This window comes from Amycolatopsis tolypomycina (genome assembly GCF_900105945.1).
GTDB lineage: Bacteria > Actinomycetota > Actinomycetes > Mycobacteriales > Pseudonocardiaceae > Amycolatopsis > Amycolatopsis tolypomycina.
In genome coordinates this window covers 7,037,257-7,062,943 of record NZ_FNSO01000004.1, presented here as the reverse complement: position 1 = coordinate 7,062,943, position 25,687 = coordinate 7,037,257, and the positions used below count along the sequence as shown (strand labels likewise).

21 protein-coding genes are annotated in these 25,687 nt (G+C 69.3%); 8 read left to right on the top strand and 13 right to left on the bottom strand.

The features are described 5' to 3' along the window. Positions 1 to 68: 68 nt before the first annotated feature. The 4 genes from BLW76_RS42045 to BLW76_RS42030 are packed head-to-tail and all read right to left on the bottom strand — an operon-like array spanning position 69 to position 2,654. The gene (locus tag BLW76_RS42045; protein ID WP_043786198.1) at positions 69 to 290 is read right to left on the bottom strand and encodes an exodeoxyribonuclease VII small subunit; all 222 of its coding nucleotides are present in this window, start codon (positions 288 to 290) and stop codon (positions 69 to 71) included. Next, positions 287 to 691 (bottom strand): hypothetical protein, encoded by a 405-nt coding sequence (locus BLW76_RS42040; RefSeq protein ID WP_091317772.1) that lies wholly within the window; start codon positions 689 to 691, stop codon positions 287 to 289. Before BLW76_RS42040 ends, BLW76_RS42045 begins: the two co-directional genes overlap by 4 nt. Beyond that, positions 688 to 1,926: an exodeoxyribonuclease VII large subunit gene (gene xseA / locus BLW76_RS42035; protein WP_091317770.1), complete on the bottom strand. Its 1,239-nt coding sequence runs from the start codon at positions 1,924 to 1,926 to the stop codon at positions 688 to 690. The genes BLW76_RS42040 and xseA overlap by 4 nt, the downstream gene beginning before the upstream one ends. Then, positions 1,923 to 2,654 (bottom strand): lipid droplet-associated protein, encoded by a 732-nt coding sequence (locus BLW76_RS42030; protein WP_091317768.1) that lies wholly within the window; start codon positions 2,652 to 2,654, stop codon positions 1,923 to 1,925. Before BLW76_RS42030 ends, xseA begins: the two co-directional genes overlap by 4 nt. Before the next feature lie 130 nt (positions 2,655 to 2,784). Between BLW76_RS42030 and BLW76_RS42025 the strand changes: the two genes are divergently transcribed. After that, a complete protein-coding gene (locus BLW76_RS42025; protein ID WP_167384905.1) occupies positions 2,785 to 3,780 on the top strand; it encodes a 4-hydroxy-3-methylbut-2-enyl diphosphate reductase in 996 nt (331 codons plus the stop codon). 106 nt (positions 3,781 to 3,886) lie between these two features. Here BLW76_RS42025 and BLW76_RS42020 read toward each other — a convergent pair whose 3' ends face one another. Beyond that, on the bottom strand, positions 3,887 to 4,747 hold the full coding sequence (locus BLW76_RS42020) for a DUF6542 domain-containing protein (protein ID WP_167384904.1): 861 nt from the start codon (positions 4,745 to 4,747) through the stop codon (positions 3,887 to 3,889). Between the two features lie 452 nt (positions 4,748 to 5,199). After that, positions 5,200 to 6,114: a DNA recombination protein RmuC gene (locus tag BLW76_RS42015; protein ID WP_091317766.1), complete on the bottom strand. Its 915-nt coding sequence runs from the start codon at positions 6,112 to 6,114 to the stop codon at positions 5,200 to 5,202. 218 nt (positions 6,115 to 6,332) lie between these two features. Between BLW76_RS42015 and BLW76_RS42010 the strand changes: the two genes are divergently transcribed. The 3 genes from BLW76_RS42010 to BLW76_RS42000 are packed head-to-tail and all read left to right on the top strand — an operon-like array spanning position 6,333 to position 10,645. Next, positions 6,333 to 7,484, top strand: a complete 1,152-nt coding sequence (locus tag BLW76_RS42010) for an exonuclease SbcCD subunit D (RefSeq protein ID WP_167384903.1) — start codon at positions 6,333 to 6,335, stop codon at positions 7,482 to 7,484. Continuing rightward, positions 7,481 to 10,432, top strand: coding sequence for an AAA family ATPase (locus BLW76_RS42005; RefSeq protein WP_091317763.1), 2,952 nt, complete (start codon positions 7,481 to 7,483; stop codon positions 10,430 to 10,432). The genes BLW76_RS42010 and BLW76_RS42005 overlap by 4 nt, the downstream gene beginning before the upstream one ends. Positions 10,433 to 10,453: 21 nt before the next feature. Further along, the gene (locus BLW76_RS42000) at positions 10,454 to 10,645 is read left to right on the top strand and encodes a DUF1737 domain-containing protein (RefSeq protein ID WP_091317761.1); all 192 of its coding nucleotides are present in this window, start codon (positions 10,454 to 10,456) and stop codon (positions 10,643 to 10,645) included. Here BLW76_RS42000 and BLW76_RS41995 read toward each other — a convergent pair. Further along, on the bottom strand, positions 10,642 to 12,015 hold the full coding sequence (locus tag BLW76_RS41995) for a DNA-3-methyladenine glycosylase 2 family protein (RefSeq protein ID WP_091320542.1): 1,374 nt from the start codon (positions 12,013 to 12,015) through the stop codon (positions 10,642 to 10,644). The two genes, BLW76_RS42000 and BLW76_RS41995, sit on opposite strands and share 4 nt — an antisense overlap. 102 nt (positions 12,016 to 12,117) lie before the next feature. Between BLW76_RS41995 and ychF the strand changes: the two genes are divergently transcribed. From ychF to BLW76_RS50600, 4 genes are read left to right on the top strand one after another with little or no spacing between them, the layout of a single operon-like run. Further along, positions 12,118 to 13,200: a redox-regulated ATPase YchF gene (gene ychF / locus BLW76_RS41990; protein ID WP_091317760.1), complete on the top strand. Its 1,083-nt coding sequence runs from the start codon at positions 12,118 to 12,120 to the stop codon at positions 13,198 to 13,200. Between the two features lie 51 nt (positions 13,201 to 13,251). Next, positions 13,252 to 13,842, top strand: a complete 591-nt coding sequence (locus BLW76_RS41985) for an ArsR family transcriptional regulator (RefSeq protein WP_091317758.1) — start codon at positions 13,252 to 13,254, stop codon at positions 13,840 to 13,842. Continuing rightward, complete coding sequence (locus tag BLW76_RS41980) at positions 13,839 to 14,306, top strand: hypothetical protein (protein ID WP_091317757.1); 468 nt, start codon at positions 13,839 to 13,841, stop codon at positions 14,304 to 14,306. The genes BLW76_RS41985 and BLW76_RS41980 overlap by 4 nt, the downstream gene beginning before the upstream one ends. Beyond that, positions 14,306 to 14,431 carry a hypothetical protein gene (locus BLW76_RS50600; protein ID WP_279627724.1) on the top strand — a complete coding sequence of 42 codons (126 nt, stop codon included), beginning with the start codon at positions 14,306 to 14,308 and terminating at the stop codon, positions 14,429 to 14,431. The genes BLW76_RS41980 and BLW76_RS50600 overlap by 1 nt, the downstream gene beginning before the upstream one ends. A 59-nt stretch (positions 14,432 to 14,490) precedes the next feature. On the opposite strand, the gene BLW76_RS41970 is transcribed toward BLW76_RS50600, so the two are convergent. The 6 genes from BLW76_RS41970 to BLW76_RS41945 form a co-directional block, all read right to left on the bottom strand. Then, positions 14,491 to 15,222: a M48 family metallopeptidase gene (locus BLW76_RS41970; RefSeq protein ID WP_091317755.1), complete on the bottom strand. Its 732-nt coding sequence runs from the start codon at positions 15,220 to 15,222 to the stop codon at positions 14,491 to 14,493. Positions 15,223 to 15,281: 59 nt separating this feature from the next. After that, positions 15,282 to 18,866, bottom strand: coding sequence for a type I restriction endonuclease subunit R (locus BLW76_RS41965; RefSeq protein ID WP_208613488.1), 3,585 nt, complete (start codon positions 18,864 to 18,866; stop codon positions 15,282 to 15,284). A gap of 124 nt (positions 18,867 to 18,990) precedes the next feature. Continuing rightward, the gene (locus BLW76_RS41960; RefSeq protein ID WP_091317752.1) at positions 18,991 to 20,217 is read right to left on the bottom strand and encodes a restriction endonuclease subunit S; all 1,227 of its coding nucleotides are present in this window, start codon (positions 20,215 to 20,217) and stop codon (positions 18,991 to 18,993) included. After that, the gene (locus BLW76_RS41955; protein ID WP_091317750.1) at positions 20,207 to 22,819 is read right to left on the bottom strand and encodes a type I restriction-modification system subunit M; all 2,613 of its coding nucleotides are present in this window, start codon (positions 22,817 to 22,819) and stop codon (positions 20,207 to 20,209) included. Before BLW76_RS41955 ends, BLW76_RS41960 begins: the two co-directional genes overlap by 11 nt. Before the next feature lie 103 nt (positions 22,820 to 22,922). Next, the gene (locus tag BLW76_RS41950) at positions 22,923 to 23,732 is read right to left on the bottom strand and encodes an RloB family protein (protein WP_143060783.1); all 810 of its coding nucleotides are present in this window, start codon (positions 23,730 to 23,732) and stop codon (positions 22,923 to 22,925) included. Between the two features lie 26 nt (positions 23,733 to 23,758). Next, positions 23,759 to 25,072, bottom strand: a complete 1,314-nt coding sequence (locus tag BLW76_RS41945) for an AAA family ATPase (protein ID WP_091317747.1) — start codon at positions 25,070 to 25,072, stop codon at positions 23,759 to 23,761. Positions 25,073 to 25,687 lie beyond the last annotated feature (615 nt).

The following is a 25,687-nucleotide window of genomic DNA, read 5'->3' as shown; positions in this document are numbered from 1 at the left end:
CTGGCCCGAATAAGGTTCAGTCTGTCAGATACCCGCCGTGTTTCCAGATACCGTCGGCATGGCCTACCTCACTGCTCGGAGTCGTCCTCCACCGAGGCCAGCGCGGCTTCGATCCGCTCGCGGGCGCCTTCGAGATGGCGCTCACACACCTTCGCGAGCTTCTCGCCCTTCTCCCACAACGCGAGCGACTGCTCGAGGGAGAGCCCGCCGGCCTCGAGTTCCCGGACGACCTCGACGAGGCGGTCGCGAGCCTGCTCGTAGCCGAGTTCCTCGCCGGTTGTTTCACTCACGCTCGGTGTTCTCCGACCTTCCGGGCTGACGGGTTGGCGCTGTTCGCGCACACTACCGCGCTGGCCATCGCGTGGTCGTAACCCACAAAGGCGAGCGCGAACTCCTGCCCGTCACCGTCCGCGATCGCCTCTTCGAGGTTCTCCTGCGCGCCGGCCACCCGCCGCCGGTGCCCGGCACCCTCGGCGAACCACCAGCGCGCGCCGACCTGCATCGACGTCGCCTCGGACAGCCGCCGCAGCTGCGGCGCCAGCTCGCGGCGGGCGGCGGTGCCGCAGCCGGCGAGCAGGGCCGTCCAGCACTCCGCGGCGGCCCGGTCGGTGCGCACTGCCTGGTCGAGCAGTGGATGCGCACCGAGCCGCCGGGCCGCGTCCACGGTGAGCGGGAGGAACGTCGCCGTCACCCCTGTTCCCCTTCCGCCACCGCGCCGATCGCACCGTCACCCACGCGCACGCGCAGCTGGGCACCGGCCTCGACTTCGGAGACGGAGCGGAGTACCTGGAGGTTGCCTGCGGAATCGACGAACTGCACGACCGCGTACCCGCGGGCCAGCGTCGCCGCCGGGCCGAGCGCGGTGAGCCGGGCCCGGGAGTTCGCGATCTCGGCCTGGTCCTTGGCGAGCAGGCTGAGCATGGCGCGGCGGGCGCGTTCACGGTGGACGTCGACGTCGTCCTGCCGCCGCTGCACCGGGCCCAGCGGGTCGGCCAGCGCGGGGCGGCTGCGGATCTGGGTGAGCAGCCGCGTCTGCGTGTCGACCCAGCCGTGCAGGGCCCGGCGCCCGCGGTCGCGCATCTGCCGGACGCGCTCGGTCTCTTCGCGGACGTCCGGGACGATCCGCTTGCCGGCGTCGGTCGGCGTCGAGCAGCGCAGGTCCGCGACGTAGTCGAGGAGCGGGGTGTCCGGTTCGTGCCCGATCGCGCTGACGACCGGCGTGCCGGCGGCCGAAACCGCGCGGCAGAGCGCTTCGTCGGAGAACGGCAGCAGGTCCTCGACGCTGCCGCCGCCGCGGGCGATGACGATCACGTCGATCTCGGGGTCGGCGTCGAAGATCCGCAGCGCGCGCATGACCTGCGGGACGGCCTGCGAGCCCTGGACGGCCGAGTTGAGCACCTTGATCCGCACGTGCGGCCACCGGCGCTGGGCGTTGGCCAGGACGTCCCGCTCCGCCGCCGACGCGCGGCCGGTGATCAGCCCGACGCCCTTCGGCAGGAACGGGACCGGCCGCTTGCGCTGCGCCGAGAACAGGCCTTCGGCGGCCAGCAGCTTCTTGAGGCGCTCGATCCGGGCCAGCAGCTCACCGATGCCGACGGCGCGGATCTGGTCGGCACGCAGGCTGATCGTGCCGCGGCCGAAGAAGTACGACGGCTTCGCGTGCACGACGACGCTCGCGCCCTCCCGCAGCGGCGGCTCCATCTCGCGGATCAGCCAGTTCGGGCAGGTGACGGACATCGAGACGTCCGCCGAGGGGTCACGCAGGGTCAGGAACGCGGTCTGCGTGTTGGGCCGGGAACTGACCTGGGTGACCTGGCCCTCGACCCAGACGGCGCCGAGCCGGTGGATCCAGTCGCCGATCTTGCGCGCGACGGTCCGGACCGGCCACGGCTTTTCGGCGGTGCTCGCTTCGGTGTCGGTGGTCACTGGCCTTCCGCGCCGTCGCCGTTCTCTTCTCCGGCCCGTTCCGCCTTGCGGGCGTTGGCGATCCGGCGGGACAGCATGCCGGTGAAGGACGAGCGGTCGGCGTGGGCGCGCTCGTACTCCAGGATGGTCTCGAGCTGCTCGATCGAGAGCTGCCGCAGCCGGGCCCGCAGCTGCGGCAGGGTGAGCTGGTCGTAGCCGGTCAGCCCGGCGGGCCCTTCGTAGCCCGCGGCGCTGGTCCGGGGCGTCTCGCTCTTGGTCTTCTTGTCGATCGCGGGCGTGCCGGGCTTGGGCGCGCGCGGAGCTTGGTCCTCGCTGTCGTTCTCGCCGTCGGCGTGCTCTTCGGCGAGCGCGCGTTCTTCGGCCGCCCACGGATCGCCGAGCTCCGCTTCGAGCTCGGCCGCCGACGGGACGTGCCCGTTGATTTCGGAGCGCGGCTCGGGCACGTCGGCGAACTTCGGCCGCGCGGGCGGGACGTCGCCCAGCTCGGCGTCCTCGTCGAAGGTCGCCCAGCTCGGCGTGTCTTCGACCGGGCGCAGGCTCGAGAGGGCGTTGTCGCCCTTGATCGCCAGCTCGGTGACGTGCTGCTGGACCCGCATGGAGGCCTGCAGCACCTGGCTGACCACGGTCACCGGGAGCCCGGCCAGCTGCCGGGGAAGTTCGCGAACCCGCTCGGCGGTGGAGACGGCGAGGCCCGCGGCGACCCGGAGGGGGAGCGGGAATGGCTTCATGGGTCCAGCCTGCCGCATGACCGGCCCTCCTGCCCAACCGAAACGCTGCGTTGCGTGACGGCGAGCACAGGATGGAGGTCACCCGAAAGGGACTTCGAGACCGTCTCGGGGCTGCCCGTACCCTGGGGGCATGAGTTCAGCGAGTCCCGGAATCGAGCCCGCGGGTACCCCGACGATCACCGGAACCGCTTCCGGCAAGCGGGTGCTGCTCGCCAAACCCCGTGGTTACTGCGCCGGCGTGGACCGCGCGGTGATCGCCGTCGAGAAGGCCCTCGAGGTCTACGGCGCGCCGGTGTACGTCCGCAAGGAGATCGTGCACAACAAGCACGTGGTGGAGACGCTGCGCGAGCGCGGCGCGATCTTCGTCGACGAGACGTCCGAGGTGCCCGAGGGTGCGCTGGTGGTGTTTTCCGCCCACGGCGTCTCGCCGATGGTGCACGCGGAGGCGGCCGAGCGGAACCTGCGCACGATCGACGCGACCTGCCCCCTGGTGACGAAGGTGCACAAGGAGGTCAACCGGTTCGCGAAGGACGACTACGACATCCTGCTGATCGGCCACGAGGGCCACGAAGAGGTCGAGGGCACAGCGGGCGAGGCGCCGGACAAGGTGCAGCTGGTCGACACGGCCGAGGACGTCGACAAGGTCGAGGTGCGCGACCCGTCGAAGGTGATCTGGCTGTCCCAGACGACGCTGTCGGTCGACGAGACGATGGAGCGCGTCGACCAGCTCCGCGAGCGCTTCCCGAACCTGCTGGACCCGCCGAGCGACGACATCTGCTACGCGACGACGAACCGCCAGGTCGCGGTCAAGGCGATGGCCGCGGAGTGCGACCTGGTGCTGGTGGTCGGGTCGACGAACTCGTCCAACTCGAAGCGCCTGGTCGAGGTGGCCCTGAAGGCGGGCGCGAGGGCGTCGTATCTGGTCGACTTCGCGCACGAGGTCGACGAAGCGTGGCTGTCCGGCGTGACGACGGTTGGTGTGACGTCGGGCGCGTCGGTGCCGGACGAGCTGGTGATGGACCTCCTGGCCTGGCTCGCCGAGCGTGGTTATGGCGACGTCAACGAGGTCACGACGGCCAACGAGAAGATCACGTTCGCGCCGCCGAAGGAACTGCGGAAGGTCTGAGCACGCCGGCGGCGGGTCGCTTCACGCGGCTCGCCGCCGTGTCGTCCCTTCAATCACGCGTGATGCCTCTCTGATCACGCGTGCTGCCCCTCGGCGCACGGGCCGGTCAGCGTTCTTCTTCGTCCCAGGGCCGGTTCCGCCGCGGCGGGGCACCGCGGCCCCCGGACGGGCGGCGAGGAGGCGGGTTGTCCCGGCCGTCCTCGGGCGGCCGCGGCCGCCGCCGCGGAGCAGCGTCACCACGCGGTGGGCGCGGGTCGCCGGTTTCCGGGCGAGGGGTGCGCCGCGCGGCCGGCGGCGGAGGCTTGCGCGTGCCGCGGGTGCCGGGGTCGCGTTCGGCGGGGGCGGCGGCCCGGGGCGCACGGCGTTCGCCGTCGGCGGGCGGACGCGGGCGTCGCGGCGCGTCGCCGTCTCGGCCGCGGTTGGCGCCGGAGGGGAGCGGCGTCTGCCCGGTGCGGTTCGAGCCGGCCGGCCGCGGCCGCGCGTCTTCCTTTTTGCCCTTCTTCGGGGCGTCGGGGTCGCGCTCGCGGAAGATCCGGACAAAGCCGATCAGCAGCGTGATGCCGGTGGTGATCGCCATGGTGGGGAAGCCGTTGATCAGCGGGGTGCCGATGTTCAGCGCCTTCGACAGCATGTCGTCGCCCTGGGACCCGGAGGTCAGCAGGATCACGCCGGGCACGGTCACGGCCAGCACCAGCGGCGGCATCACCATGGGCCCGAACAGGCCCCGGCGCTTCACCGCGCAGACCGCGATCACGGCCCCGGCGATGTAGCAGACGGTGAAGACCAACGGGATGTCGGCCTGGCTGGGCTTGCCCAGGAGGGCACCAACGATCGCCAGGCCGAGGCCGACCAGGACCGCCGCCCACCAGGGCAGTCCCCGCCTCGAACCGACGACAGGACGCTCATCCCACGCAACGGGGACGTCGTCGGCATCTGGATCGCTCTGGCGATCGCGAATCGCGGTCACAGGGCAACACCGTATCTCGTGGTTGTGAAGATCTTGCCAGCACCGCCGCCGACATGGGCCGACAGCCACCCGCGGAAACGAACCGGTGGCACCGGGTAGCACCCGGCGGCTGGTTCTGCCCAGGGTCCCGCGCCCGGGTGGCCGAGACAACCGGCGCCCGGATATCTACCCGGACGGGCGGCCGGGGAGACGCACCCTGCGGGGTCTCGGCGGCCGGGCGGGTGTGCGGCCTGGGTAGGTATCACCGCTGGTCAGAACGGCTCCGCGCGGCTCGCCGCCCGGCTGCTCGCGCCGCTCTCTTACCGGATACGCGACCCGGCCGTCTGGATACGCAAGCCGACCCTCCCGGCACGCCATCCGGCCGCCTGGGTGCGCGATCCGACCCGCCCGGGCGCGGCCGAACCCTCCACCCACCGGCGGGACCAGCGCCGGACCTCCGTGAACCTGCCACGTCAGCTGGCTGCCAGCTCGTCTCCCTTCCGCACCGTCGGCACGGCCGCCGGGCTGCCCGAGGCCTCTGTCAGCGGGGCCACCGTCGACCGGAACGTCTCCAACGCCTCCAGCTCCCGCCGTCGCGCCGACAGGAACCGCTGCAAGTGCGTGCTCGACAGGTTCAACGCCTCCACCGCCCCGCCCGCTGCCCGATGGGCGGCCGCCGCTCCTGCTCGGACCTGCTCCACGTCCGCCTCCAGTGTGCGGTCGCTCGCCGCGAACAGGGCCGCCGAGGCCAGTACGCCGAAGCCCGTCGGGCCGCACAGGAACACCCGGCGGTCGATCAGCCAGCGCAGCAGCTCCGGGTCGGTGTCCAGTGCCGCCACCACCGCCGCGTCCGAGGGGACGAACATGATCGTTCCGTAGATCGCGTCCGCCCAGCGCTGGTAGCCCTTGCCAGCCAGCTCCGCCGCCCGGGACCGGATCTGGCGCACGTGCGCGCGCAACGCGTCCAGGCGCTCGTCCGGGTCGTCCGTCTCCACCGCCTCGGACCACGTCGCCATGCTCGCCTTCGCGTCCACCGGCACCGTGCGGTCGCCGCCCACGCGCAGCACCATGTCCGGCTTCGCCGAGCCGCCACCACCGAGATCCGTCTGCAGGGTGAAATGCAGGTCTTCACGCAGCCCCAGCGCCCGCGCCGTCTCGACCAGCACCTGCTCGCCCAGCTCACCCCGGCCGCTGATCGAGGCGAACGCCACCTCGTACCGCCGCAGCGCCAGCTGCTGCTGATCCGCCTTGGCGCGCTCGGCCGCCACCAGCCGGGCCGCCGCGTCCGCCCGGCGCATCCCGTCCTGGTACAGCCGCCACAACAGCGCGACGGCGAACAGCAGCAGGACCGCCAGCACGATCGCTGCCGTCGTCAGTACTGTCGCCACTTCGCCTCCTCCAACCCAACCCGGCTCGCGGACCATCATGGCGGACAGCACCGACAAAAAACGCAGCCGAACCGTCGCTCTGGGTAGCTGACCTGCGAACACATCGATTCCACGCAGGGCGTGTCCGATCTTGCACGCTCGTGTTAGTACACACGTTCGAGTGAGAAGGCGGCGTGCCTGCGCGATTTCGTCGGAGGCGGGTCGTACCGTTGCTCCCCGTGAGAATCCTGCACACCTCCGACTGGCACGTCGGCCGCACGTTCCACGGCGCCGACCTGCTCGCGGAACAGGAAGCGGTGCTCGGGCACCTCGCCGACCTCGTGGCCGGCGAGGCGATCGACGCTGTCCTGGTGGCAGGCGACATCTACGACCGCGCGGTCCCCTCGGCGGAAGCCGTGCGGGTCGCCACGAAAGCCGTCGCCCGGATCCGGGCGGCCGGCGCGCAACTCGTTGTCACGCCCGGAAACCACGACTCCGCGCCCCGGCTCGGCGCCTTCGCGGAGTTCGCCGCGGCCGGCGGACTCCACCTGCGCACCACCGTCGGCGGGCTGGCCGAACCGGTGCTGCTCGAAGACGCCAACGGACCGGTCGCCGTCTACGGCATCCCTTACCTGGAACCGGAGCCGGCGCGCCACGCGCTGGGCGTGCCCGAAGCCCGCGGCCACACCGGCGTGCTCACCGAGGCCATGCGCCGGATCCGCGCGGACCTCGGAACCCGGCCCGGCGTCCGGTCGGTCGTGCTCGCGCACGCGTTCGTCACCGGCGGCGAACCCACCGACTCCGAGCGCACGATCGCGGTCGGCGGAGTGGAGCAGGTACCCGGCTCGGTCTTCGACGGCGTCGACTACGTGGCACTGGGCCACCTCCACGGCCCGCAGACGCTCGCCGAGCACCTGCGCTACTCCGGCAGCCCGCTGGCGTACTCGTTTTCCGAAGCGCGCCAACGCAAGTCGGTCTGGCTGGTCGAACTCGACGAAGCCGGCCTGCACGAGGTCCGGCGGCACGAACTGCCGGTCCCGCGCAAGCTCGCCACGCTCACCGGCGAAATCGAGGACCTCATGACAGCCCCGGAGCACGACGCCTACCGCGACCACTTCCTGTCGGTCACGGTCACCGACCGCGTGCGCCCGGTCGACGCGATGCGGCGGCTGCGCGAGCGGTTCCCGTACGCCGTGCACCTGGAGTGGGAGCCGGCGGGCGGCCACGCCGGCGCCCCGCTGCGCTACTCCGAGGCCGTCCGCGGCCGGTCCGACATCGAGGTCTCGCGCAGCTTCCTCGACGACTGCCGCGGTGCCCCGCCGACCGAGCGCGAAGAGCGGCTCCTGTTCCACGCGCTGGAAGCGGCCGACCGGGGGGCCCTCGCGAAATGAGGCTGCACAGGCTGGAGGTCGAAGCCTTCGGGCCGTACTGCGCACGCGAAGTGGTCGACTTCGACGTGCTCGGCGCCGACGGTCTCTTCCTCCTGCACGGCGAAACCGGCGCCGGCAAGACGACGCTGCTCGACGCGATCGCGTTCGCGTTGTTCGGGGTGGTCCCCGGTGCCCGCAACGAGGCCAAGCGGCTGCGCTGCGACCTCGCCGAGCCCGACCAGGTCACCGAAGTCGCGCTGGAGCTCACCGTCCAGGGGCACCGGCTGAAGATCGTGCGCAACCCGGAGTACCAGCGGCCGAAGCGGCGCGGCGAAGGCACGACGACCCAGCAGGCCAGGGTGTCGCTGAGCTGGATCGGCACCGCGCCGGCCGGGCTGCCACCGGAAGGCCTGATCCGGATCGAAGAGGTCGCGCGCACCGTCGAGCGGCTGCTCGGGATGACGGCGGCCCAGTTCTTCCAGGTGGTGCTGCTGCCACAGGGCGAGTTCGCCCGCTTCCTGCGTTCGGACACCTCCGAGCGCGAGAAGCTCCTGGAGCGGCTGTTCGGCACCGAGCGCTTCGCCGACGTCGAACGCTGGTTCGCCGACTTACGAGCCGAGCGCGGCCGCGAGCTCGAAACGCGGCAGCGGGACGTGCGGGAGCTGCTGGCCCGCTACGCGCAGGAGGCGCACCAGGAGCCACCCGAAGCGGACGTGGCCGAGTGGGTCGACGCCGTGCTCGCGGCCTCGGACGAGCGCGTCCGGCAGGTGACGGCGGAGGAGGAGCGGGCCCGGTCGGCCGCCGGGCGCGCGGACGCCTACCTGCAGGAAGAACGCGCGGGCGCGGAAAAGATCCGCCGTGTCCGCACCGCGCACCTGCGGCTGCTGGAAATCACCGAGCAGGCCCCGCAGCGCGCGGAGTGGGCGCAGGAGGTCGCGGCCGCGCGGCGGGCGGCCGGTGTCGCCGTGGAGGCCGAGCTGCTGGACAGGCGAGCCGCCGAGCTCGCCGAAGCCGAGCAGGCGGAGAAGGCCCGCGGCGCTCGCCTGCGAGAGCTCGGCACCCGGGCGACAGGCGACCTGAAGGCGCGGGCGGCCACCGCGCGCGAAGAGGCGGGCGCCGTCGCGGAGCTGCTCGCCGAGGCCGAGCAGCAAGAGCTCGACGTCATGCGGCGCGACGACCGGAAGCTGGCCGCGGTCACGGCCCGGCAACAGGTCGAGGCCCTCACCGGCGAGCTGGCCGCGATCCCCGGCCAGCTGGCCAAACTGCGGGCGGACGCCCTGGAAGCGGCGGAAGCCGAGGCGAAGCTCGACGGCGCCAAGGCGAAGGTGGAGGAGCTGCGTGCGTTCGCCCGCGACGCGGCCGAGCTGCCCGAGGCCCAGGCGAAAGTCCAGCGCGGCGAGGCGAAGCTGCGCGAAGTCGTCGACGCGCACCAGGCGGCCCGGCAACGCCGGCTCGACCTGCGCGAGCGGCGGCTCGACGGGATGGCGGCCGAGCTGGCCGCCGCGCTGGCCGACGGCGCCCCGTGCCCGGTGTGCGGGTCGGCCGAGCATCCGGCGAAGGCGAGCCGGGACGTCGAGCTGGTCGACCCGGCCGAAGAGCGTCAGGCCGAAGAAGCCGAGCAGGCGGCGGACGCGATGCGGCAGCGGGTCGTCGTCGCGCTGGAAGAGGCGAAGGCGCGGCTGGCCGGGCTGGTCGAGCGGCTGGCCGGGCGCACGGCCGAGTCGATCACCGCCGAGCTGGCCGAAGCCCGCGCCACGGTCGCGGCGCTGACCGAGCAGGCCGCCGGGAAGGCGAAGCTGAGCCGGCAGGTCGTCCTCCTGGAGCGCGACGCCGAGCAGCGGGCCGAACGCCTTCGCCGGGCCGAACAGGCGGCGACCGAAGCCACGACCGACGTCCGTGCCCTCGAAGAACGGCTGGCCGAGCGCGAACGCCGGCTGGTGGCCGGGCGCGGCGAGTTCGCGGACGTCGGCGCGCGGCGGCAGCACCTCCTCGGCCTGGCGGAGGCGCTGGAAGCGGTCGCGGACGCCCGCACGGCGGTCGCGGGTGCCCGTGAGCGGGTCGCCGAACAGAAGGCGCTGGTCGAGGCGGCGGTCATCGCGAAGGGGTTCCCGTCGCTGAAGAAGGCGCGGGCCGCGATGCTGCCGGACGAGCAGATCGAGAAGCTGGAGCAGGGCATCGCCGAGGCGGAGGCGGCCGCGGCGGGCGCACGGGCGCTGCTGGCCGAGCCGGACCTGTTCGGGATCTCGCCGGACGACGTCGCGGACGTCGGCCGCGCGGCCGACGCGGCCCAGCTGGCCCGGGCACGGGCCGACTCGGCGTACGCGGCGCTTCGGGTGGCCACCGCGCAGCACGAGGAGCTGACCCGGCTCGCGAGCCTGCTGCGCGAAGCGCTGGCCGGGCTCGCGCCGGCCGAAGCGGAGTACGCCGAGCTGCGCGCGCTCGCGGACGTCGTCAACGGACGCGGGCAGAACAGCCGGAAGATGTCGCTGCGGTCGTACGTGCTGGCCGCGCGGCTCGAAGAAGTCGCCGTCGCCGCCACGCACCGGCTGCGCACGATGAGCCAGGGCCGGTACGCGTTCGTGCACTCGGACGCGGCGGGCGCGCGCGGCACCCGCGGTGGGCTCGGCATCGACGTGCTCGACGACTACTCGGGCACCATCCGCCCGGCGAAGACCCTGTCCGGCGGCGAGTCGTTCCTCGCGTCGCTGGCCCTCGCGCTGGGGCTGGCAGACGTCGTCGCGGGGGAGACCGGCGGCGCGCTGCTGGACACGCTGTTCGTCGACGAGGGTTTCGGCACCCTGGACGCCGAAACCCTCGACGTCGTGATGAACATCCTCGACGAACTGCGCGCCGGCGGGCGGGTGGTCGGGCTCGTGTCCCACGTCGAAGAGCTGCGGCAGCGGATCCCGACCCGGCTGCGGGTCCGCAAGTCGCGCACGGGCTCGACATTGGAGGTGCGCGCCGGTTGATCACTCCGCCAAGATGAAGCCATGACCGACCAGCCGCCGAACGGCCTGCCCCGCTACCGCATGCTCACCGGCCCGGACGACGCCAAGTTCTGCCACCGGGTCAGCGAGGCGCTGGAGCAGGGCTACCGCCTGTACGGCTCGCCGGCCGCGACCTACGACGGTGAGCAGGTCATCGTTGCGCAAGCCGTGCTGTGGCAGGGCGAACAGGGCTAGCCGGCTGCGCGCCGGAGGTACATCCCGGCGTAGGAGCACCACGGCGTCCAGGCGCGGGCCCGCTCGCCGAGCGAGTCCGGCGCGATGCCCAGGTCCGCGGCGCCGCGGCGAACCGCGGGGTCGTCGGCGAGCAGGACGTCCGGGGCGCCGAGCACCCGCATCACGACGTAGTCCGCCGTCGACGGGTCGACGTACGCCAGCAGCTCCGCCCGAAGGTCCGCTGCGTCGCGGCCGACGTGCACGTCCAGCCGTCCTTCGGCCAGCGCGGCGGCGACGGGGTGGCCGGTGGCCGCGACCTGGGCCGCCGTCGGGAAGAGCCGCGTCACGCCCCACTCGCCCGGCACCTCCTCGCCGGGCGGCACCTCGCTCAGGAGGGCGCGGAGCAGCAGTTCCTCGCCGTCGACGGCGCCCGGCACCCGGAGTCCGGGCACGGCCGCGACCAGCGGGGCCAGCGCCGGGTCCGCGCCCAGCACGCGGGTGACCGCCGCGGGATCGGCGTCGAGGTCGAGCAGCCGGCGCACCCGGCTGACCGCGCTGCCGAGGTCGCGCAGGTCGGTGAGCGCCAACTCACAGCGCACGTGGTCGGGCGCGGGCGTCAGCCGGACGACGCCGGTGCCGTGCGCGAGCCGCAGGGTGCGTGCGTAGGTCTCCGATGTGACTTCCTCGACGCCCGGCACGGCGTGGTCCGCGAAGAAGCGAAGCAACCCCGAAGCGTCGAACGGCGGCCGGAACGGCAGTCGCAGGCTGAGCCGGGTCCCGGTCACGTCGCTCAGCCGTCCGCGTCGGGAAGCCGCGGAGACGCGAAGCTGCGAAGGCGTCGTCGCGAACACTTCGCGGATCGTCTCGTTGAACTGCCGCACGCTGGAGAAGCCCGCCGCGAAGGCGACGTCCGTCAGCGGCAGCTCGGACAGCTCGATGAGCAGCCGCGCCGAGTGTGCGCGGTGGGCGCGGGCCAGCGCCAGCGGGCCGGCGCCCAGTTCGGCGGTGAGCACCCGGCCGAGCTGGCGTTCCGAGTAGCCGAGCCGCCGGGCGAGGCCAGGGACGCCTTCGCGTTCGACGGTGCCGTCGGAGATCAGGCGCATCGCCCGCGCGGCGAGGTCGGCGCGCACGTTCCAGTCCGGCGAGCCGGGCACGGCGTCGGGCAGGCAGCGGCGGCAGGCGCGGAAGCCGTTGGCCTGCGCGGCCGCCGACGTCGGGAAGAAGCGGACGTTCTGCACCTTCGGCGTCGACGCCGGGCAGGACGGGCGGCAGTAGATGCCGGTGGTGCGGACCGCCATGATGAACTGGCCGTCGAAGCGCGAGTCGCGGGCGGTGACCACGCGGTAGCAGCGTTCGGCGTCGCGCCACAGCGCGAGCGTTTCGGTGACCATGGATCCGAGCATGCCAGCAGGTCAGCGGCATCGCTGGCGGAAATCCGCCACGGCGTTGGGTGCGTGGGGCCGGGCCGGGGCGGGCACGTAGACTGCGGGGTCGTGAGCCTCACCCTCGGTATCGTCGGCCTGCCCAACGTCGGCAAGTCCACCCTGTTCAACGCGCTGACCCGCAACGACGTGCTCGCCGCGAACTACCCGTTCGCGACGATCGAGCCGAACGTCGGTGTCGTGCCGCTGCCGGACCCCCGGCTGGACAAGCTGGCCGAGCTGCACAAGTCGGAGAAGATCGTCCCGGCCGTGGTGTCCTTTGTGGACATCGCGGGCATCGTGAAGGGCGCGTCCGAGGGTGCCGGGCTGGGCAACAAGTTCCTGGCGAACATCCGTGAGGCCAACGCGATCTGCCAGGTCATCCGCGTGTTCGACGACCCCGACGTGGTGCACGTCGACGGCCGCATCGACCCGTCGAGCGACATCGAGACGATCAACACCGAGCTGATCCTCGCCGACCTGCAGACCCTCGACAAGGCGCTGCCGCGGCTGGAGAAGGAAGCGCGGACGAAGAAGGAGAACAAGCCCGCGCTGGACAACGCCCAGAAGGCGAAGGAGATCCTCGACGCCGGGCGCACGCTGTTCCAGGCGCAGAAGGAAGTCGACTTCGAGGCGCTGCGCGAACTGAGCCTGCTCACGACGAAGCCGTTCCTGTACGTCTTCAACGCCGACGAGTCGGTGCTCACCGACGAGGCCCGCCGCGAGGAGCTGACGAAGCTGGTCGCGCCGGCGGACGCGGTGTTCCTCGACGCCAAGGTCGAGGCGGAGCTGCTGGAGCTGGACGACGAGGAGTCGGTGCGCGAACTGCTCGAGTCGGTCGGCCAGCCGGAGCCGGGCCTGTACTCGCTGGCCCGCGCGGGTTTCCACACCCTCGGCCTGCAGACGTACCTGACGGCGGGCCCGAAGGAGTCCCGCGCCTGGACGATCCCCCAGGGCGCAACGGCCCCGCAGGCGGCGGGCGTCATCCACACGGACTTCGAGCGCGGCTTCATCAAGGCGGAGATCGTCTCCTACGACGACCTGATGGAGGCGGGCTCGATGGCGGCCGCCCGCGCGGCGGGCAAGGTCCGCATGGAGGGCAAGGACTACGTCATGGCCGACGGCGACGTGGTCGAGTTCCGCTTCAACGTGTGAGCGTCAACTACTGACTGTTGTTTTCATTGGACGCAGGATATGCTGCGTCCAATGAAAGCTTCGCCGAGCCTGCTGCCCCTCCTGCGGTCACGCATGCAGGGCGAGCTGCTCGCGCTGGTCCTGCTGCACCCCGAGCGCGAGTACAGCATCACCGAGCTCGGCGAGGCGTTCGGCGTCTCGGCGACGACCGTGCTGCGCGAGGTCGAACGGCTCGTCGCGGGCGGCATCCTCGAAGACCGGCGGGTCGGCCGCAGCCGGCTCGTCAAGGCCCGCACCGACACCCCGCTCTACCGGCCCCTGACCGAGCTCATCTCCGTCACCTTCGGGCCGCTGCCCCTGCTCGCCGAGGCGCTGTCCGGGCTGGCGGGTGTGCAGGAGGCCTACATCTACGGGTCCTGGGCCGCGCGCTACAGCGGGGAACCGGGGCCGCCGCCGGGTGACGTCGATGTCCTCGTCGTCGGCTCGCCCGACGCGGACGAGCTCTTCGACCTGGCCGAGCGCGTGTCGCGGCGGCTGGAGCGCGAAGTCAACGTCCACCGGATCCCGCCGGCGGCGTGGGCGGCGGACACCACGGATCCGTTCCTCACCAGCGTGCGCGCGCGTCCGCTGACCCCGCTGCCGCTCGACCAGGAGGCCCGATGACCCGGTGGAACCAGGGCCGCGCCACGATCGACGCACTCCTCGCACGCGGCTCCCTCGAGCAGGTCCCGGCTTCGCGGGAGGCTGCCGAGGCCGAGCTCGCCAGGGCCCGCACGCACGTGGCTTCGGCGCGCCAGCTGCTGGAGTCGGACCCGGAGGGCGCCTACACCCTGGCGTACGACGGCGCGCGCCGGGCGTTGGCCGCGGTCCTGCAGAACCAGGGCCTGCGCGCAACGAGCCGCGGCGGCCACATCGCCATCTACGAAGCGGTGCTCGCCCAGCTCGACCCGCCGCTGGGGCCGCTGCTGCGTCCCTTCAACCGGATGCGGGCCCGGCGCAACGAAGTCGCCTACCGCTCATCCGAGGCACCCCCGGTGACGCCCGAAGACGTGACGGCCGACGTGGCGAAGGTCGAGGACCTCATCGGGGTCGCCGAGAAGGCGATCCCGAACATGCCCCGGTACTGATGGCCCGCCCGCTCACGCCGAACGAGCGCACCGCACTGGACACCCTGCTCGCGGCGGACTTCCCCGGTGCCGCGGAATCGCGGGGCACAGCCGCCACAGCACTGGTGCCGGGGCTCGAGTACTGATCCGCGGCCGTTCCGTTTGGTCGCAGCTCCGCCCTGCCCAGGTTGCCACGTCTGACAACTCAGACGGCTCCTCGCCAAAGGTCTGGTTCAGCCAGTGCGAAGCGGCGCTCCAGCGACTCCAGGTCCCCGAGCACCATGCGCATCCTGTGCCGGAACGCGGCGCCGTGAGCAGGGACCTTCAGGTGTGTCAGTTCGTGGACGAGGACCAGGTCCACCAAACTCGTCGGCAGCTGCATCAGTGCCCAATGCAGAGCGATGGAGCCGTCGGGCGCGCAAGCCCCCCAGCGCTCACCGAGTTCCCGGACGACCACTTCTCTCGGGGTGACGCCAGTGCGTTCGGCCAAGGGCGCCACGCGGGCAGTCACCCAACGGCTGCCCCGCGCGGCGTACCACTCGGCTATCAAGCGAGCGCCCTGGTGCGGAGATCCTGTGTCTGGAAGTTCCAGCCAGCCTTGGTGCAGTCGCACCCGCCGACCGGGCTCGGCGGTTATGACCTTCAACCGGTGGTGGCGCCCGAGGTACGCAAAGCCGGCGCCGCCCACCAGTGCTTTGATCGGCTGTCCTCCTCTGCGTTTGCGCGAGCTGACCTCATCGGCGAGGCGCGACAGCCGAGCAAGTACAGCGTCGGCGACCGCCTGCGGATCGGCGTCCGGCGGCACAGCGAAGAGCAGACCACCATCCTCCTGAACCTCGATCCCCAGCGTCCGGCGCCGCGGTCGGACGACGACGCGCCACGTCCACTCCCTGGGCATGGGAAGTGACGCAAGGGCGGACTGGACGGTCAAGCTCACCCGGCATTCGTACCATCCGGCACTGACAGAAGCTCTCCACGCCACTCCGGCTGGCGTGATCACCCCCCATAACGGCGAAAGTCGTCATATCGCTGCACGGCGAGCTCCAGAAGTCCCGCTGCCATGTCCGCGGTTTCCTCCCATTCCACGCGGAGGTGTTTGGCAACCTTCTGGCGGAGTTCTTTGCGCAAGTCGTTGCGGGAATCGGCCTGAGCGGGAAAGAGGGGGTCTCTCACGAGCCTGGCTATGTCTGCGGAGAGTTCACGTGCCACCCAGGTCAGATCATCCTCCGCGGGCACGGGGATCGCACCAAGTTGCTCCAACCCGCTCACCAGTGAGCGGTACACCGGTCCCTCGGTCCGCGGGTTGAGGCTTGGGCCCGACTCCTTGACGCCCTCGGTGACGTCACCCACGAGTCGTGCGAGCTCGGTTGCGGCCTGCTCGAAGTCCTGGTGCATCCGTTGCACGATCTCTTCCAGCCGGCGGCTGAACAGTTCGTAGCGAGCCCGATCGGCGCCGAGGTTGGCAGTGATGTGCGTTCGCAGCCGGCTCACCATGTAGTGGGTCCTTGCGCGTGCGTCAGGGTTGGCGTCGACGCGTTCGAAGAAGTTGGGCGCGGTCAGCTCCACGGGAGGAATCCGCAGCTCGACACCGGTGACCCGGAGGTGGTCGGCGATGAGCCTGCGCACCTTCGCCGCGTATCGGCGCGGACTGAACTCGTCGCGCCCGTCCATGTACCTCTGCCGTGCGAGGTACTGAACCTCTCCGACGTGGCCTGCGAGCCGCTCGTAGACGAGTGCGTACGGCCGGGGCAGAACAGCTCCGAGTGCTTCCAGGAAGTCTCGCGCCAGTTCGTCGAACTCGCCCCGCTTCAGCGGATCGGCCAGCAGGTCGAGAAGGTCCTCGCGGCGCTGATCGTCGGCGAGGGTGACGGTGCCGTGTGCATCGTACGACGCGAGCTTTCGCCCTTCGAGGAAGCGAGCGACGGAGTCGTGCAGATCTTTGAGGAGCCGATCGGCAGAGGCATCCGCCTGGAGGAGAAAGCCGTCGCCGGTGGGCTGACTTCCCTCGAAGTCCCGGCTGAGGTGATCGGCGGTGACGTTCTGGTAGCCGTAGACCTCACGTAGGTGGTGCTGCTCGTAGGCACGCAGGGAACTCGCTAGGTCGGGGCCGATGCCGATGAAGTCGACCACCAGCCCCCACCTCTTACGGGGATAGGGCCGGTTGGTACGGGCCACCGCTTGCAGGAGTCCCACTCCAGAGAGGGCGCAGTCCAGGTAGAGCACCTGTTCGACGGGTGCGTCGAAGCCGGTGAGCAGCATCGACTGAACGACGAGGAAAGCCAGCGGCTCAGAGGATTGCCGATCGTCGCCGTCAGCGCCCCCACGGCTGTCGCGCTCCTCCGAGCCGACCACGTTGTCTGCCAGCCACACGTCAGTCATGGGTACGCCGGACAAGGGAAGCCCCTGGCCGAGCATGCCACGTGGGTCCACGTCCCACGAGGGGTCGAGCGCGGCGTCAAGCGGGTTGCCGAGGCCTTCCTTGAAACGCTTGATGTACGCGTCTTGCCGGGTCTTCAAAGTCCAGTCCCGCCATTCCCGGGGGTCTTTCCGGTTGTCGCCGTGGATCACCACGGCGGCATCGATCGAGGCGAGGACGTCACGGTGCGGCAGTATCGTGAGGAGGTTTCGTGTCTCCTCGTCGGTGCCGAGCACCGCTGCCGGGTCGTGGCGCAGGACGGGGTCGAGCGCGTCGAGCTGGTCGACCAATCGGTCGCGGGCGGAGAGCAGGGCAGCCCGGTAACGGACAGCGGCACGGCGGGAAACTGCCACAAGCTGGGCGCCGAACCGGTCAGGCAGTGCGTTGATCGCCCAGTGTCGCAGCATGTAGTCGGCCTTGTCCGCGATCACGGAGGGCGCTTCCAGAATCTCTCGCTGGCGCGCAAACTTCCGCAGTACGCGTGTGCGCTGCTGAGGGTCGGCGGGAACCTGTTCGTCGAACTTGGCGTCCAGAGCGGCCTTTTCGACGACTTCCAGCGGTACTTCGTATGCTTCGTAGCGCACTGGAACGACGGATCGGTCCTGTTCCGCATCGCGAAGCGTGTATGTATCGACGAGTGCCCCAAAGATGTCCTCGGTCTTCTTGCGCGCACCTCTGATGATGGGAGTGCCCGTGAAACCTACGAGGACGGCGTTGGGCAGCAGGGCGCGGAGCCGGGCGTGCAACCACTTGTCCTGGCCTCGGTGCGCCTCGTCGACCAGGACCACGACGTAGGGACTGGAGTTCACCGCCTGGATTTGGACGTGGGTGTCCTCTCCGCCGTCCTCGGTCCCCAGCCTCTCGTCGCTTCCGTCGTAGGCAGTGTCATCACGCTGCGCCTTCTGGAGCATCACCATGACGACGTCCGGCACCGGCACGGCGAGGTTTGCGCGAGCGTCCGCGACTCCCTCGGCGCGATAGACAGTCTCCTCGGCTGCGGCCATGGAGCCCAGGATCTGCTTCTCAAGGTCGATCCGGTCGGTGACGACGACGACCTTGTGCTTCTTCAGTTCATGGCTGCTTCTGAGGTGGCGCACGAGGAAGGCCATGGTGAGGCTCTTGCCGGAGCCCTGGGTGTGCCAGACGACTCCGCCCCGCTGGCCGGCGTCATGCCCCGCCGCGATCGACGCCGTACGTTCGCGCAGCGCACGGGCGAGCTTCAGCACCGCCCGGAACTGCTGGTAGCGGCCGACGACCTTGAGCGTGCGGCCGCCCAGGCCGCGCTCGGTGGTGAAATCCCGCACCAAAGTGAGCAGATGCGCCGGGGTAAGTACGCCGACGGCCATGATCGCCATGTCCGTATCGCAGCCGTCGGCGGGTGCGGGCTCGGTCGTACGCCATGGGGTGAAGTACTCGGGAGTCGAGGTAACGGTGCCGAGTTCGGCGTAGGTGCGGTCGGTACCGATGAGAATCTGCGCATAACGGGTGAATTCGGCGACTGGTGCCGGCGATTCCAGGCTTGCGTAGCGACAGACTTGACCTACCGCGTCATCCAGGGAAGCCCTGCTGTCCGATCCCGACGTGAGCGGTGCCTTGCACTCGATGACGACCCAGGGCAGGCCGTTGACGAAAAGCACCAGATCCGGGGTGAGGTGGGACTTGTCCTTCCGGTCCACGCGAAACTGGCTGACCGCCAACAGGTCGTTACGTCCGCCGTTCTCCCCTTCCCAGTCGACGAGCTGGACATGCTCGGGGTCGCCCTTCTGCCACCCCGGCAAGGTGCGGGCGTTGACGCCCTCGCGCAGCAGTTTGGTCACGGCGAGGTTGGCTGCAACGCCACGCTCGGCGGGGCCTTGACCCGGGGCCGTGCCGAGCACGAGGGAGAGGAGACGATCGAGCTGGGCGGAGGTCAACCAAGTGCCGCCACCTTGGGGAGCCGGGTTGATCCGCGCCACGGCGACCCGGAAGCGGTCCTCGTACACGACCTGTTCGAAGGTCGGCCGCTGGGACGGCGCCGGACTGCCGACAGGCTGTCCGGGTGGGCCTCCTTCCAGGTGCTCCCACCCCAGCCTGATCAGCTGCTCGATCAGGGGCTTCTCGGTGTTGACGTACTCCGGCCCCGCGTACTCCGACGCAGTTCGCTTCGGTTGCTGTTGTCCGCTCAATGCCAAATTCCCGCCCTCGTTTGCCCGCCCGGGTGTCGTCCTGCAGCGTACGGGCAAACTCTCCATTCAGGTGCTAGGTTGGCCGGATATGTAGGTCTGCGCGAGGTGTGAAGTCCGGCCCCGTTCAGGCGACGTGCGCTTTCGAGACTCCGGTGAGCAGGTCTTCGACAACGCCTCGTTGCACCTTGCGTAGCTTGTCGATGTGCTGGTTCAGCAAGCTCGCAGCGTAACTTTCTGCCTTCCACACGCCGACAACGCGCTCCTGTTCCTTGCGTCCGACGCGGGGAAATGGAACGTTTTCCAGTAATCTCGAGTTGATTGTGTACAATCCGGAACTGGTGGCGCACTGGGATTTCCAGTAGCTGCGTACGGCGCGCGAGTTGAGCCACAGCATCGCGAACTCTGGTAGGACATCTTCGAAACGAAGCCGGAAAAGGTGGTTCTGGTAGAGGAGGCCGACTTGGTCGGCTCCGGCGACTGCGCAACGCCCGATCTGCTCGGGGTCTGCGTGTCCTTCCACTACGAGGAGGTCGCCGGATTTCAACGAGTAGCGGTGGTGGTCGCGTTCCATCGCCTCCAGTAGGGCGATGTCCCCTTCGATCCAGCCTTTGCGAACGTTGGCAACGCGCAAATACCCCGCTGGTCGAAGACTCGGTGCGCGGTGGGATCCGAGGGTGATGCCCGCGTCGATGGATACGCCTGCTTCCTTGAGCGGAAAAATCAACCCGCCGCCTGCTCGCAAGAGCTGTTCAACCAGGGCGTCGAGTACCTGGGCCCGCTTGCTCGCCACCTTCTCGAGCGCTGCGATCCGTCGCTCGACGGCGGTGTGCGCGGCGACGATCCGGCGCTGTTCGGCCAGTGGCGGGATCCTGATCTCCAGTTCTTGGAGGCGGTCGGTGTCCAAGCGCCCCGTGCCGTGGCTCGTATCTTCAACCATGCGCAAGATTTGATCTGTGTGCGCACGTACGGTGTAGGCGAGGAAGTGCGGATCGATTCCATCGGCGGGGACCAGTGCTTTGACGTCCTGACCGAAAGCCATTTCCCTCGCCGCGACACCGATGCGGAACTCAGATTTGAGGCTCATGCCGCGGACGACGAACAAGGTTGTTCCCTTGCTGACGAGTCGTGAACCGGACCTTGCGCCGAGCGGTGTCAGTCGACGTTCCGAATCGGTGATGCGAAAACTCTTCAGGCTTGCTCCGCTGATCCACGGAATTTCGCCGCCCCAGTAGGCGGGGTTTGCTGTGCTGGGAGTTCCTCCGGACAGCCATGTGCCGGCCTCCCTCAATGGAATTGACTTCCAGTGGGCTGCCTCGGGAGCGGCCTTGCCAACTGCAGGCTCACCGACCATAGCCCAGCTCCTCGAGCCAATCTTCCAGTTCCCCTTGGGCTGTCCCGCTGGCTTCCTCCAGTTGGCTCAACGACACTGCGTACTTCTCCTCCCAGCGCTGGAACACCGCTGTCAGCTCGCGTCGTCCCACAGCGACCGCTGCGTCAAGTCGCCCGGTCAAGTCCTCGTCCACCACGGCCAGGACGACGTCCCGGGTCTTCTGCTCGTCCGAGATGACCTGCTGCATCGCCGCCATCAGCTCAGGCAAGAAGTGGTCGTCCAGCGCCTTGCGCTTCTTCGTGGCGGCGGCCCGGGTCTTTCTGCAGGATGTCAACTCGAGCTCCAGGCGAGCCAGCTCTTCGGGCGAGACCGGCTCGACGATCTCCTCCGTGGCAGAGCCGTCGTCCTCGCCGTCCCCTGGTGACGATTTCGCCGCTGCCACTGCGTCCGCCGCCTCTTTGTACATCGCCTCGGCCGCCGCGACCTCTGCCTCCACGACCGCGTACTGCTTGAGGAAGTACGGGATGAGGTGACGGACGATTGGCTGGTCCATTGCACGCCGGCGATCGGCGCCCGAGACGGTCACCTTCGCCTTCTGTGCGGAGCCAGAGCTGCTTACCGAGCCCTCTGCGGGCTTCACGATCGCCTCTGTCGAGTCGACCCAACCTTCGAGGACGCGTCCGAAGCCGCCTGCCGCCAGAGCTCTCATATCGTAGCGCGCGTGCGTCCACCAGTCGGCGATGATGCCTGCCGTGCGATATTCGTCGAGGACACCCAAGCCGCCGATCGACTCGGTGAAGCTTGCGAGCATTCCTGCCCGCAGGTTCATCAGCTCTCCGTCCTCTGCCAGCTTGCCGAAGAGGGCTGAGCCCTTGCTCCACCACTTGGCGTACGCGATCCGCAGGGAGGCTTCCTTCGCGGCGGCCTGTTCAACGATGCGATCGACTGTGGCCGCCGGCCCTTCGGGGAGGAAGTCGTAGTAGTCCGGGTCGTCGGCCCGCGAAGCGAACAGCATCGACGCGTCCACCCCGTATGCCCCGAACAGCTCGGCTTGCGCCGCCACCTCTTCGACCGGTACACCGCCGTACAGATGCGCCCTCACGTCCTGGGGCTCCGGGGGCGGCGAGTTGTCCACCCAGCGACGGATGTTGAGGTTGGCGCCCTCGGCGAGCAGATCGTCCCTCGCGACCCACCGGGAGTAGCCCGGAATCGGTGTTCCTTTCTGGAACACCGTAACGATCTTCTCGACATGTTCGGGGCCCAGTTCGTTCTGGTTGCGACCCACCGTGAACTCGCGGTCGGCGTTGATGAAGAGGACTTTCTTCCTGCGGTCGGGTTGTTTCCGGTGCGGACGCCGCAAGATGAGGACGCATGCCGGAATACCGACACCGTAGAAGAGATTCGGGCCGAGTCCGATCACCGCCTCCAAACAGTCGTCGAGAAGGAGTCTCTCCCGGATATCCTTCTCTTTGCTGCCACGGAAGAGCACCCCGTGCGGCATGACGACTGCAGCCACACCCCGTTCCTCCAGTACCGACACCATGTGTTGGACGAACATCAGGTCGGCCTTCTTGCCTTTGTCGGGTGCCCAACCCCACCGCATCCGCGTTCCGTGCAAGTCGTCGGCCGCCGCCACTTGCACCCTGTCGTACGGCTGGGAGAACGGTGGATTCGAGAGAACCTTGGTGAAGGTCGACAGTCGTTTGTTCTCGTCGAGGTGAAGCGGCTCGGTGAGGGTGTCGCCGTGCTGGAGGTCGAATCTGCGGATGCCGTGCAACACCATGTTCATGCTGGCCATCGACCAGGAAGCAGGGTTGCGGTCCTGGCCGTAGATGCCCAATTCGTCGGGGTTGCCGCCATGCTCCTCGACGTACTCGCGAGCAGCGATGAGCATTCCGCCGGAGCCCATGCAGGGGTCGTAGACTCTGTCCATGGGGCGCGGGTCAACCAGGCGTACCAGCATCCGCACCACCGAGCGTGGCGTGTAGAACTCCCCGCCGCTCTGGCCGGCGGAGTCCGCGAACCGGCCGAGAAGATATTCGTACGCCGCACCCAGCATGTCCGGAAACTCGAAGTCGTCGTTGCGGAGCCGATAGAGACTGAAATGCCTGATCAGCGCGAGCAGCTCGCTCGAGGTGAAGCGGGACTTGTTGCCGGCGACCGCGTTGAACTGGATGTGCGAGGCGACGCCGGACAAGCGTGAGTTGACTTCCTGCAGGGCAACGAGCGCAATGTCCAGGTACTCTCCGACCCCCATGGGTTTGCCGTCGGGACCCCTGGTTTCCGCGGTGAGCCCCTCGATGCCTGGGACGGTCATCTCCGGATCCGCGGGGTCGAGCACGTGCGGACCCGTCCACCAGCGTGCGCGTGGCGGGACGTAGAAGACGTGCGGGTAGTGATCCGGGTTGTCGGCCCGCTGCAAAGCCTTTGTCTTGCTGCCCGTTGCCTTCAAGCGCTCCTGGTAGACGCGTTCCCATTCAGGCTGGAACTCGTCGGATGCCCGCTTGAGGAACAGCATCCCGAAGATGTAGTCCCGGTAATCGGAAGGCTCCATGCGTCCGCGCAGGATGTCTGCGGCGGCGAAGAGGTGCCGCTCCAGCTGGGGCAGGGTGATTCGGGCCACGCGCCGGTCCTTCGTCGGAATGAGTGGGGAAGTGCCAGGGCAGCGTAGACGCCCGGCGGGCTTCGAGTCGAAAGGCCGAAGCCCTTGGTTTCGGACCACCTTGTCAGTCGTCCTCGATGCCCAGGCTGGCTAGGAGGCGCCACACATCGGTGGACGGATCCCTGTCCAGGACCTTGCAGTCCAGGGCGTGACCGGAACGGGCGGCCCACTTGCGCGGTGACTGCGGTAGGTTGTCGGGGTTCTCAGGGCTGACGCGGTCGACAGGCGTGGCCTTGTGGTAGCCGGCTTTGCACGCACCGTGCTCGCACTGTGAGACGAGACTCTTGGCGTGCGCGATGGCGGCTTTGGCCCTGCCCTCGAGTGCTTGGCGGCGAGGGCCCTGGACACTCTTGTCGTTCTTCTTGTCGAAGCGCTTGAAGGCTGGATCGGCGTGGCGGAGTTTGTGCACCACGTTGGTGCTGTTGCCGCTCTGCCGCCCGCCGAACGCCTGGAAGTGCAGTAGTAGCCACAGGTCGAAGGACGGATGGGAGAAGCAGACCTCGGTACCGTCGGCCGCTGCATCCTCCACGGCCTCTGGGATCCGCTTGTGGTCGTCGCGGTCAAACAAGGCCCAGGTCTCGTCTTTCGCGGCGTACTGGCGCACGGCTTCCACCACCTGCTGGGGTAGAAATCCGTTCGCTTTGCAGACTGGCACGATCCGAAACGGCTGTCCCGTGCGCTCACCCGATCCGAACCTTTTGACCAGGTAGTCCAGGTAGTCGGGCTCGGTTGACTCACCCTCGCAGGCGATGTAAAGAACCCGCTCCCGCTTGTGTTCCGCCGGACGGGCAGGCATCAGTGACCGCTCGTCGTCCCTGCTTCCTCTGCGCCTCTTCTGTTTCTTCAACATCGCCTCGGGCTGGTGGTCGCCCATGGCCCGCTGCTGCCCGCCCCACTCACTCACGCCGGCGCCTTCGCCTCCCGCTCGCGATCCCGTTCCGTCTCGATCCAGATGAGCGCGCGAGCGATCTCGCCCACACTGACCCGCGGCGAACCGCCGTATCGACCGCGCAGGTATCCACGTTCCAAGTCCTCGTCGTCTCCAGGTCCGACCGCCACAAGTGGATACAGCTCGGTCTCGCCTGACGTCTTCTTCGAGGTGATCCATATCTGTTCGCGGGCGAGTGGGCGGTCCAAGACCGCGCTGCCGAGCAGCGTCGCGTCGTGGGTGGTGAAAAGCAGTTGCGCTCCCCGCGGATTGGACTTCGGGTTCTGGAAGAGGCGAACGACCTCGGCGGCCAGTGTGGGGTGGAGGCTGGAGTCGAGCTCATCCACCAATAGCACCGTGCCGGCGTCGAGGACAGCGAGCATCGGGCCCAGAAAAGCGAACCACGAGTGGGTGCCGAGCGACTCTTCACCGACGAAGTCTAGTGCGAGATCGCTGTTGTCCGAGCTGCGGTGGCGCAGGGCGACCTCGCCTGTTTCACGGTCGACGTCGATTCCGGTGATGCCCAGGTCAGCGATGGAGAGCAGTTCGATGAGCCACTTCCGGTAGTCCTTCCCGCGTTTCGGGTCGGACAGCATGCGCTGAGTCCACTCACTTCTGGCTTTGACATCCTGCCCGGGGGTTACCATCCACAGGTTGTCGACGAACCACCTGTGCAGAGCGGCGAGCTGAGGGTCGTTCAGGGTGGCGCCGGTGGACAAGAAGAGGGCGTTGGGGCGAGTGACGGACACGAGTACGTCCCGCTTCCCCAGGAAACCGTGACTGGAGTCGTGGCCGGAGCGGGGGAAGAGGAACTCACCACCCTCGGCGTCGGGGCGGTCGGCTTCGCGGTCGAACCAGACGACACGTCGACCCTCGGGATAGGCATGCAGCCATTCCGCCTCCACCCGTTCGTCCGAGAGTTCGAATCCGTAGGTGTAGCGGACTGGGTTCGCACCCAGCATCAAGTCAACTTCGTAGAGCGTCGTCTCGTCCGTGGAGGCCGGGGCCAGCTTGAACGGCTGACGTGGGATGCGGGGCTGAGTTGCCCACTCGGCGAAAGACGTTCGCACGGCATCTCGCATGTCGAACAGAGCCCTCAACAGGTTCGTCTTGCCGGACGCGTTCGCGCCGAAGATCCCGATGATGGGAAGGACTGATATCTCCTGGCCGTGGTCGCGCAGCGCCGTCGCGCGTGCCACGCTGTCGCCCGCTGACGCACTGACGAACGACAGCTCGCACTCATCACGAATCGAGCGGTGATTGGCCACCCGAAAGCGGAGGAGCACTCTCGACCTCCTGTGAGACGGGGAGGCGGCCCCGTCGCATATCCGAACCTCTGCGGACGATCCGCACCCGAAGCCTATGCTGGCGGCCGATCGGTGGCCAGCCCGGTGGTGTCCCTTGAGCGGGTTTCCCGCGGCCCTGACCAGGCGGTTGCCGGGTTCGTTCGCGCCTCCACGAGGGTTCGCCGACTTTCGGCGACCAACGGGACAACGGAGCTCCGAACCAAGGAGGTCGCCGCGTTCGTGGACCGCGCTGTTGATAGCGCCTGATGTCGCCTGACCCGGTGTCGCTACGTCGCTGAGCCGGCCACTGCCGGCTTGATCCGACGCCATCGCGGCCGATGACGAGGTCAGTTGTCAGCCTCGCGCGCCGAGGCGGACCTGTCCGGTCCCTGGTGGCGACGGCGCGCCGGACACCATCGCTCCGAGGTTCAGGACGACGGCGCCCGAGCGACGGCTACTCGCAGTGGACCGGGTCGATCAGCCGAGCAGGCCCAGCAGCGCGATCGCGATCAGCACCACCGCGGGAGCGAGGGCGTTGATCCAGGCGCGCTGGGCGGCGGTGAGGGCGGTGCTGTTCATGGCGTTCCCGAGGGGTCGATACCGATGCTTCCGCTC

Excerpts from the sequence above, each read along its gene's own strand:
- BLW76_RS42000 (WP_091317761.1), top strand. The coding sequence starts at position 10,454 with ATGACCGACCAGCCGCCGAACGGCCTGCCCCGCTACCGCATGCTCACC.
- BLW76_RS42030 (WP_091317768.1), bottom strand. The coding sequence starts at position 2,654 with ATGAAGCCATTCCCGCTCCCCCTCCGGGTCGCCGCGGGCCTCGCCGTC.
- BLW76_RS41985 (WP_091317758.1), top strand. The coding sequence starts at position 13,252 with ATGAAAGCTTCGCCGAGCCTGCTGCCCCTCCTGCGGTCACGCATGCAG.
- BLW76_RS42005 (WP_091317763.1), top strand. The coding sequence starts at position 7,481 with ATGAGGCTGCACAGGCTGGAGGTCGAAGCCTTCGGGCCGTACTGCGCA.
- BLW76_RS41960 (WP_091317752.1), bottom strand. The coding sequence starts at position 20,217 with ATGGTCGGTGAGCCTGCAGTTGGCAAGGCCGCTCCCGAGGCAGCCCAC.
- BLW76_RS41950 (WP_143060783.1), bottom strand. The coding sequence starts at position 23,732 with ATGGGCGACCACCAGCCCGAGGCGATGTTGAAGAAACAGAAGAGGCGC.
- BLW76_RS50600 (WP_279627724.1), top strand. The coding sequence starts at position 14,306 with ATGGCCCGCCCGCTCACGCCGAACGAGCGCACCGCACTGGACACCCTG.
- BLW76_RS41995 (WP_091320542.1), bottom strand. The coding sequence starts at position 12,015 with ATGGTCACCGAAACGCTCGCGCTGTGGCGCGACGCCGAACGCTGCTAC.
- BLW76_RS41980 (WP_091317757.1), top strand. The coding sequence starts at position 13,839 with ATGACCCGGTGGAACCAGGGCCGCGCCACGATCGACGCACTCCTCGCA.
- BLW76_RS42025 (WP_167384905.1), top strand. The coding sequence starts at position 2,785 with ATGAGTTCAGCGAGTCCCGGAATCGAGCCCGCGGGTACCCCGACGATC.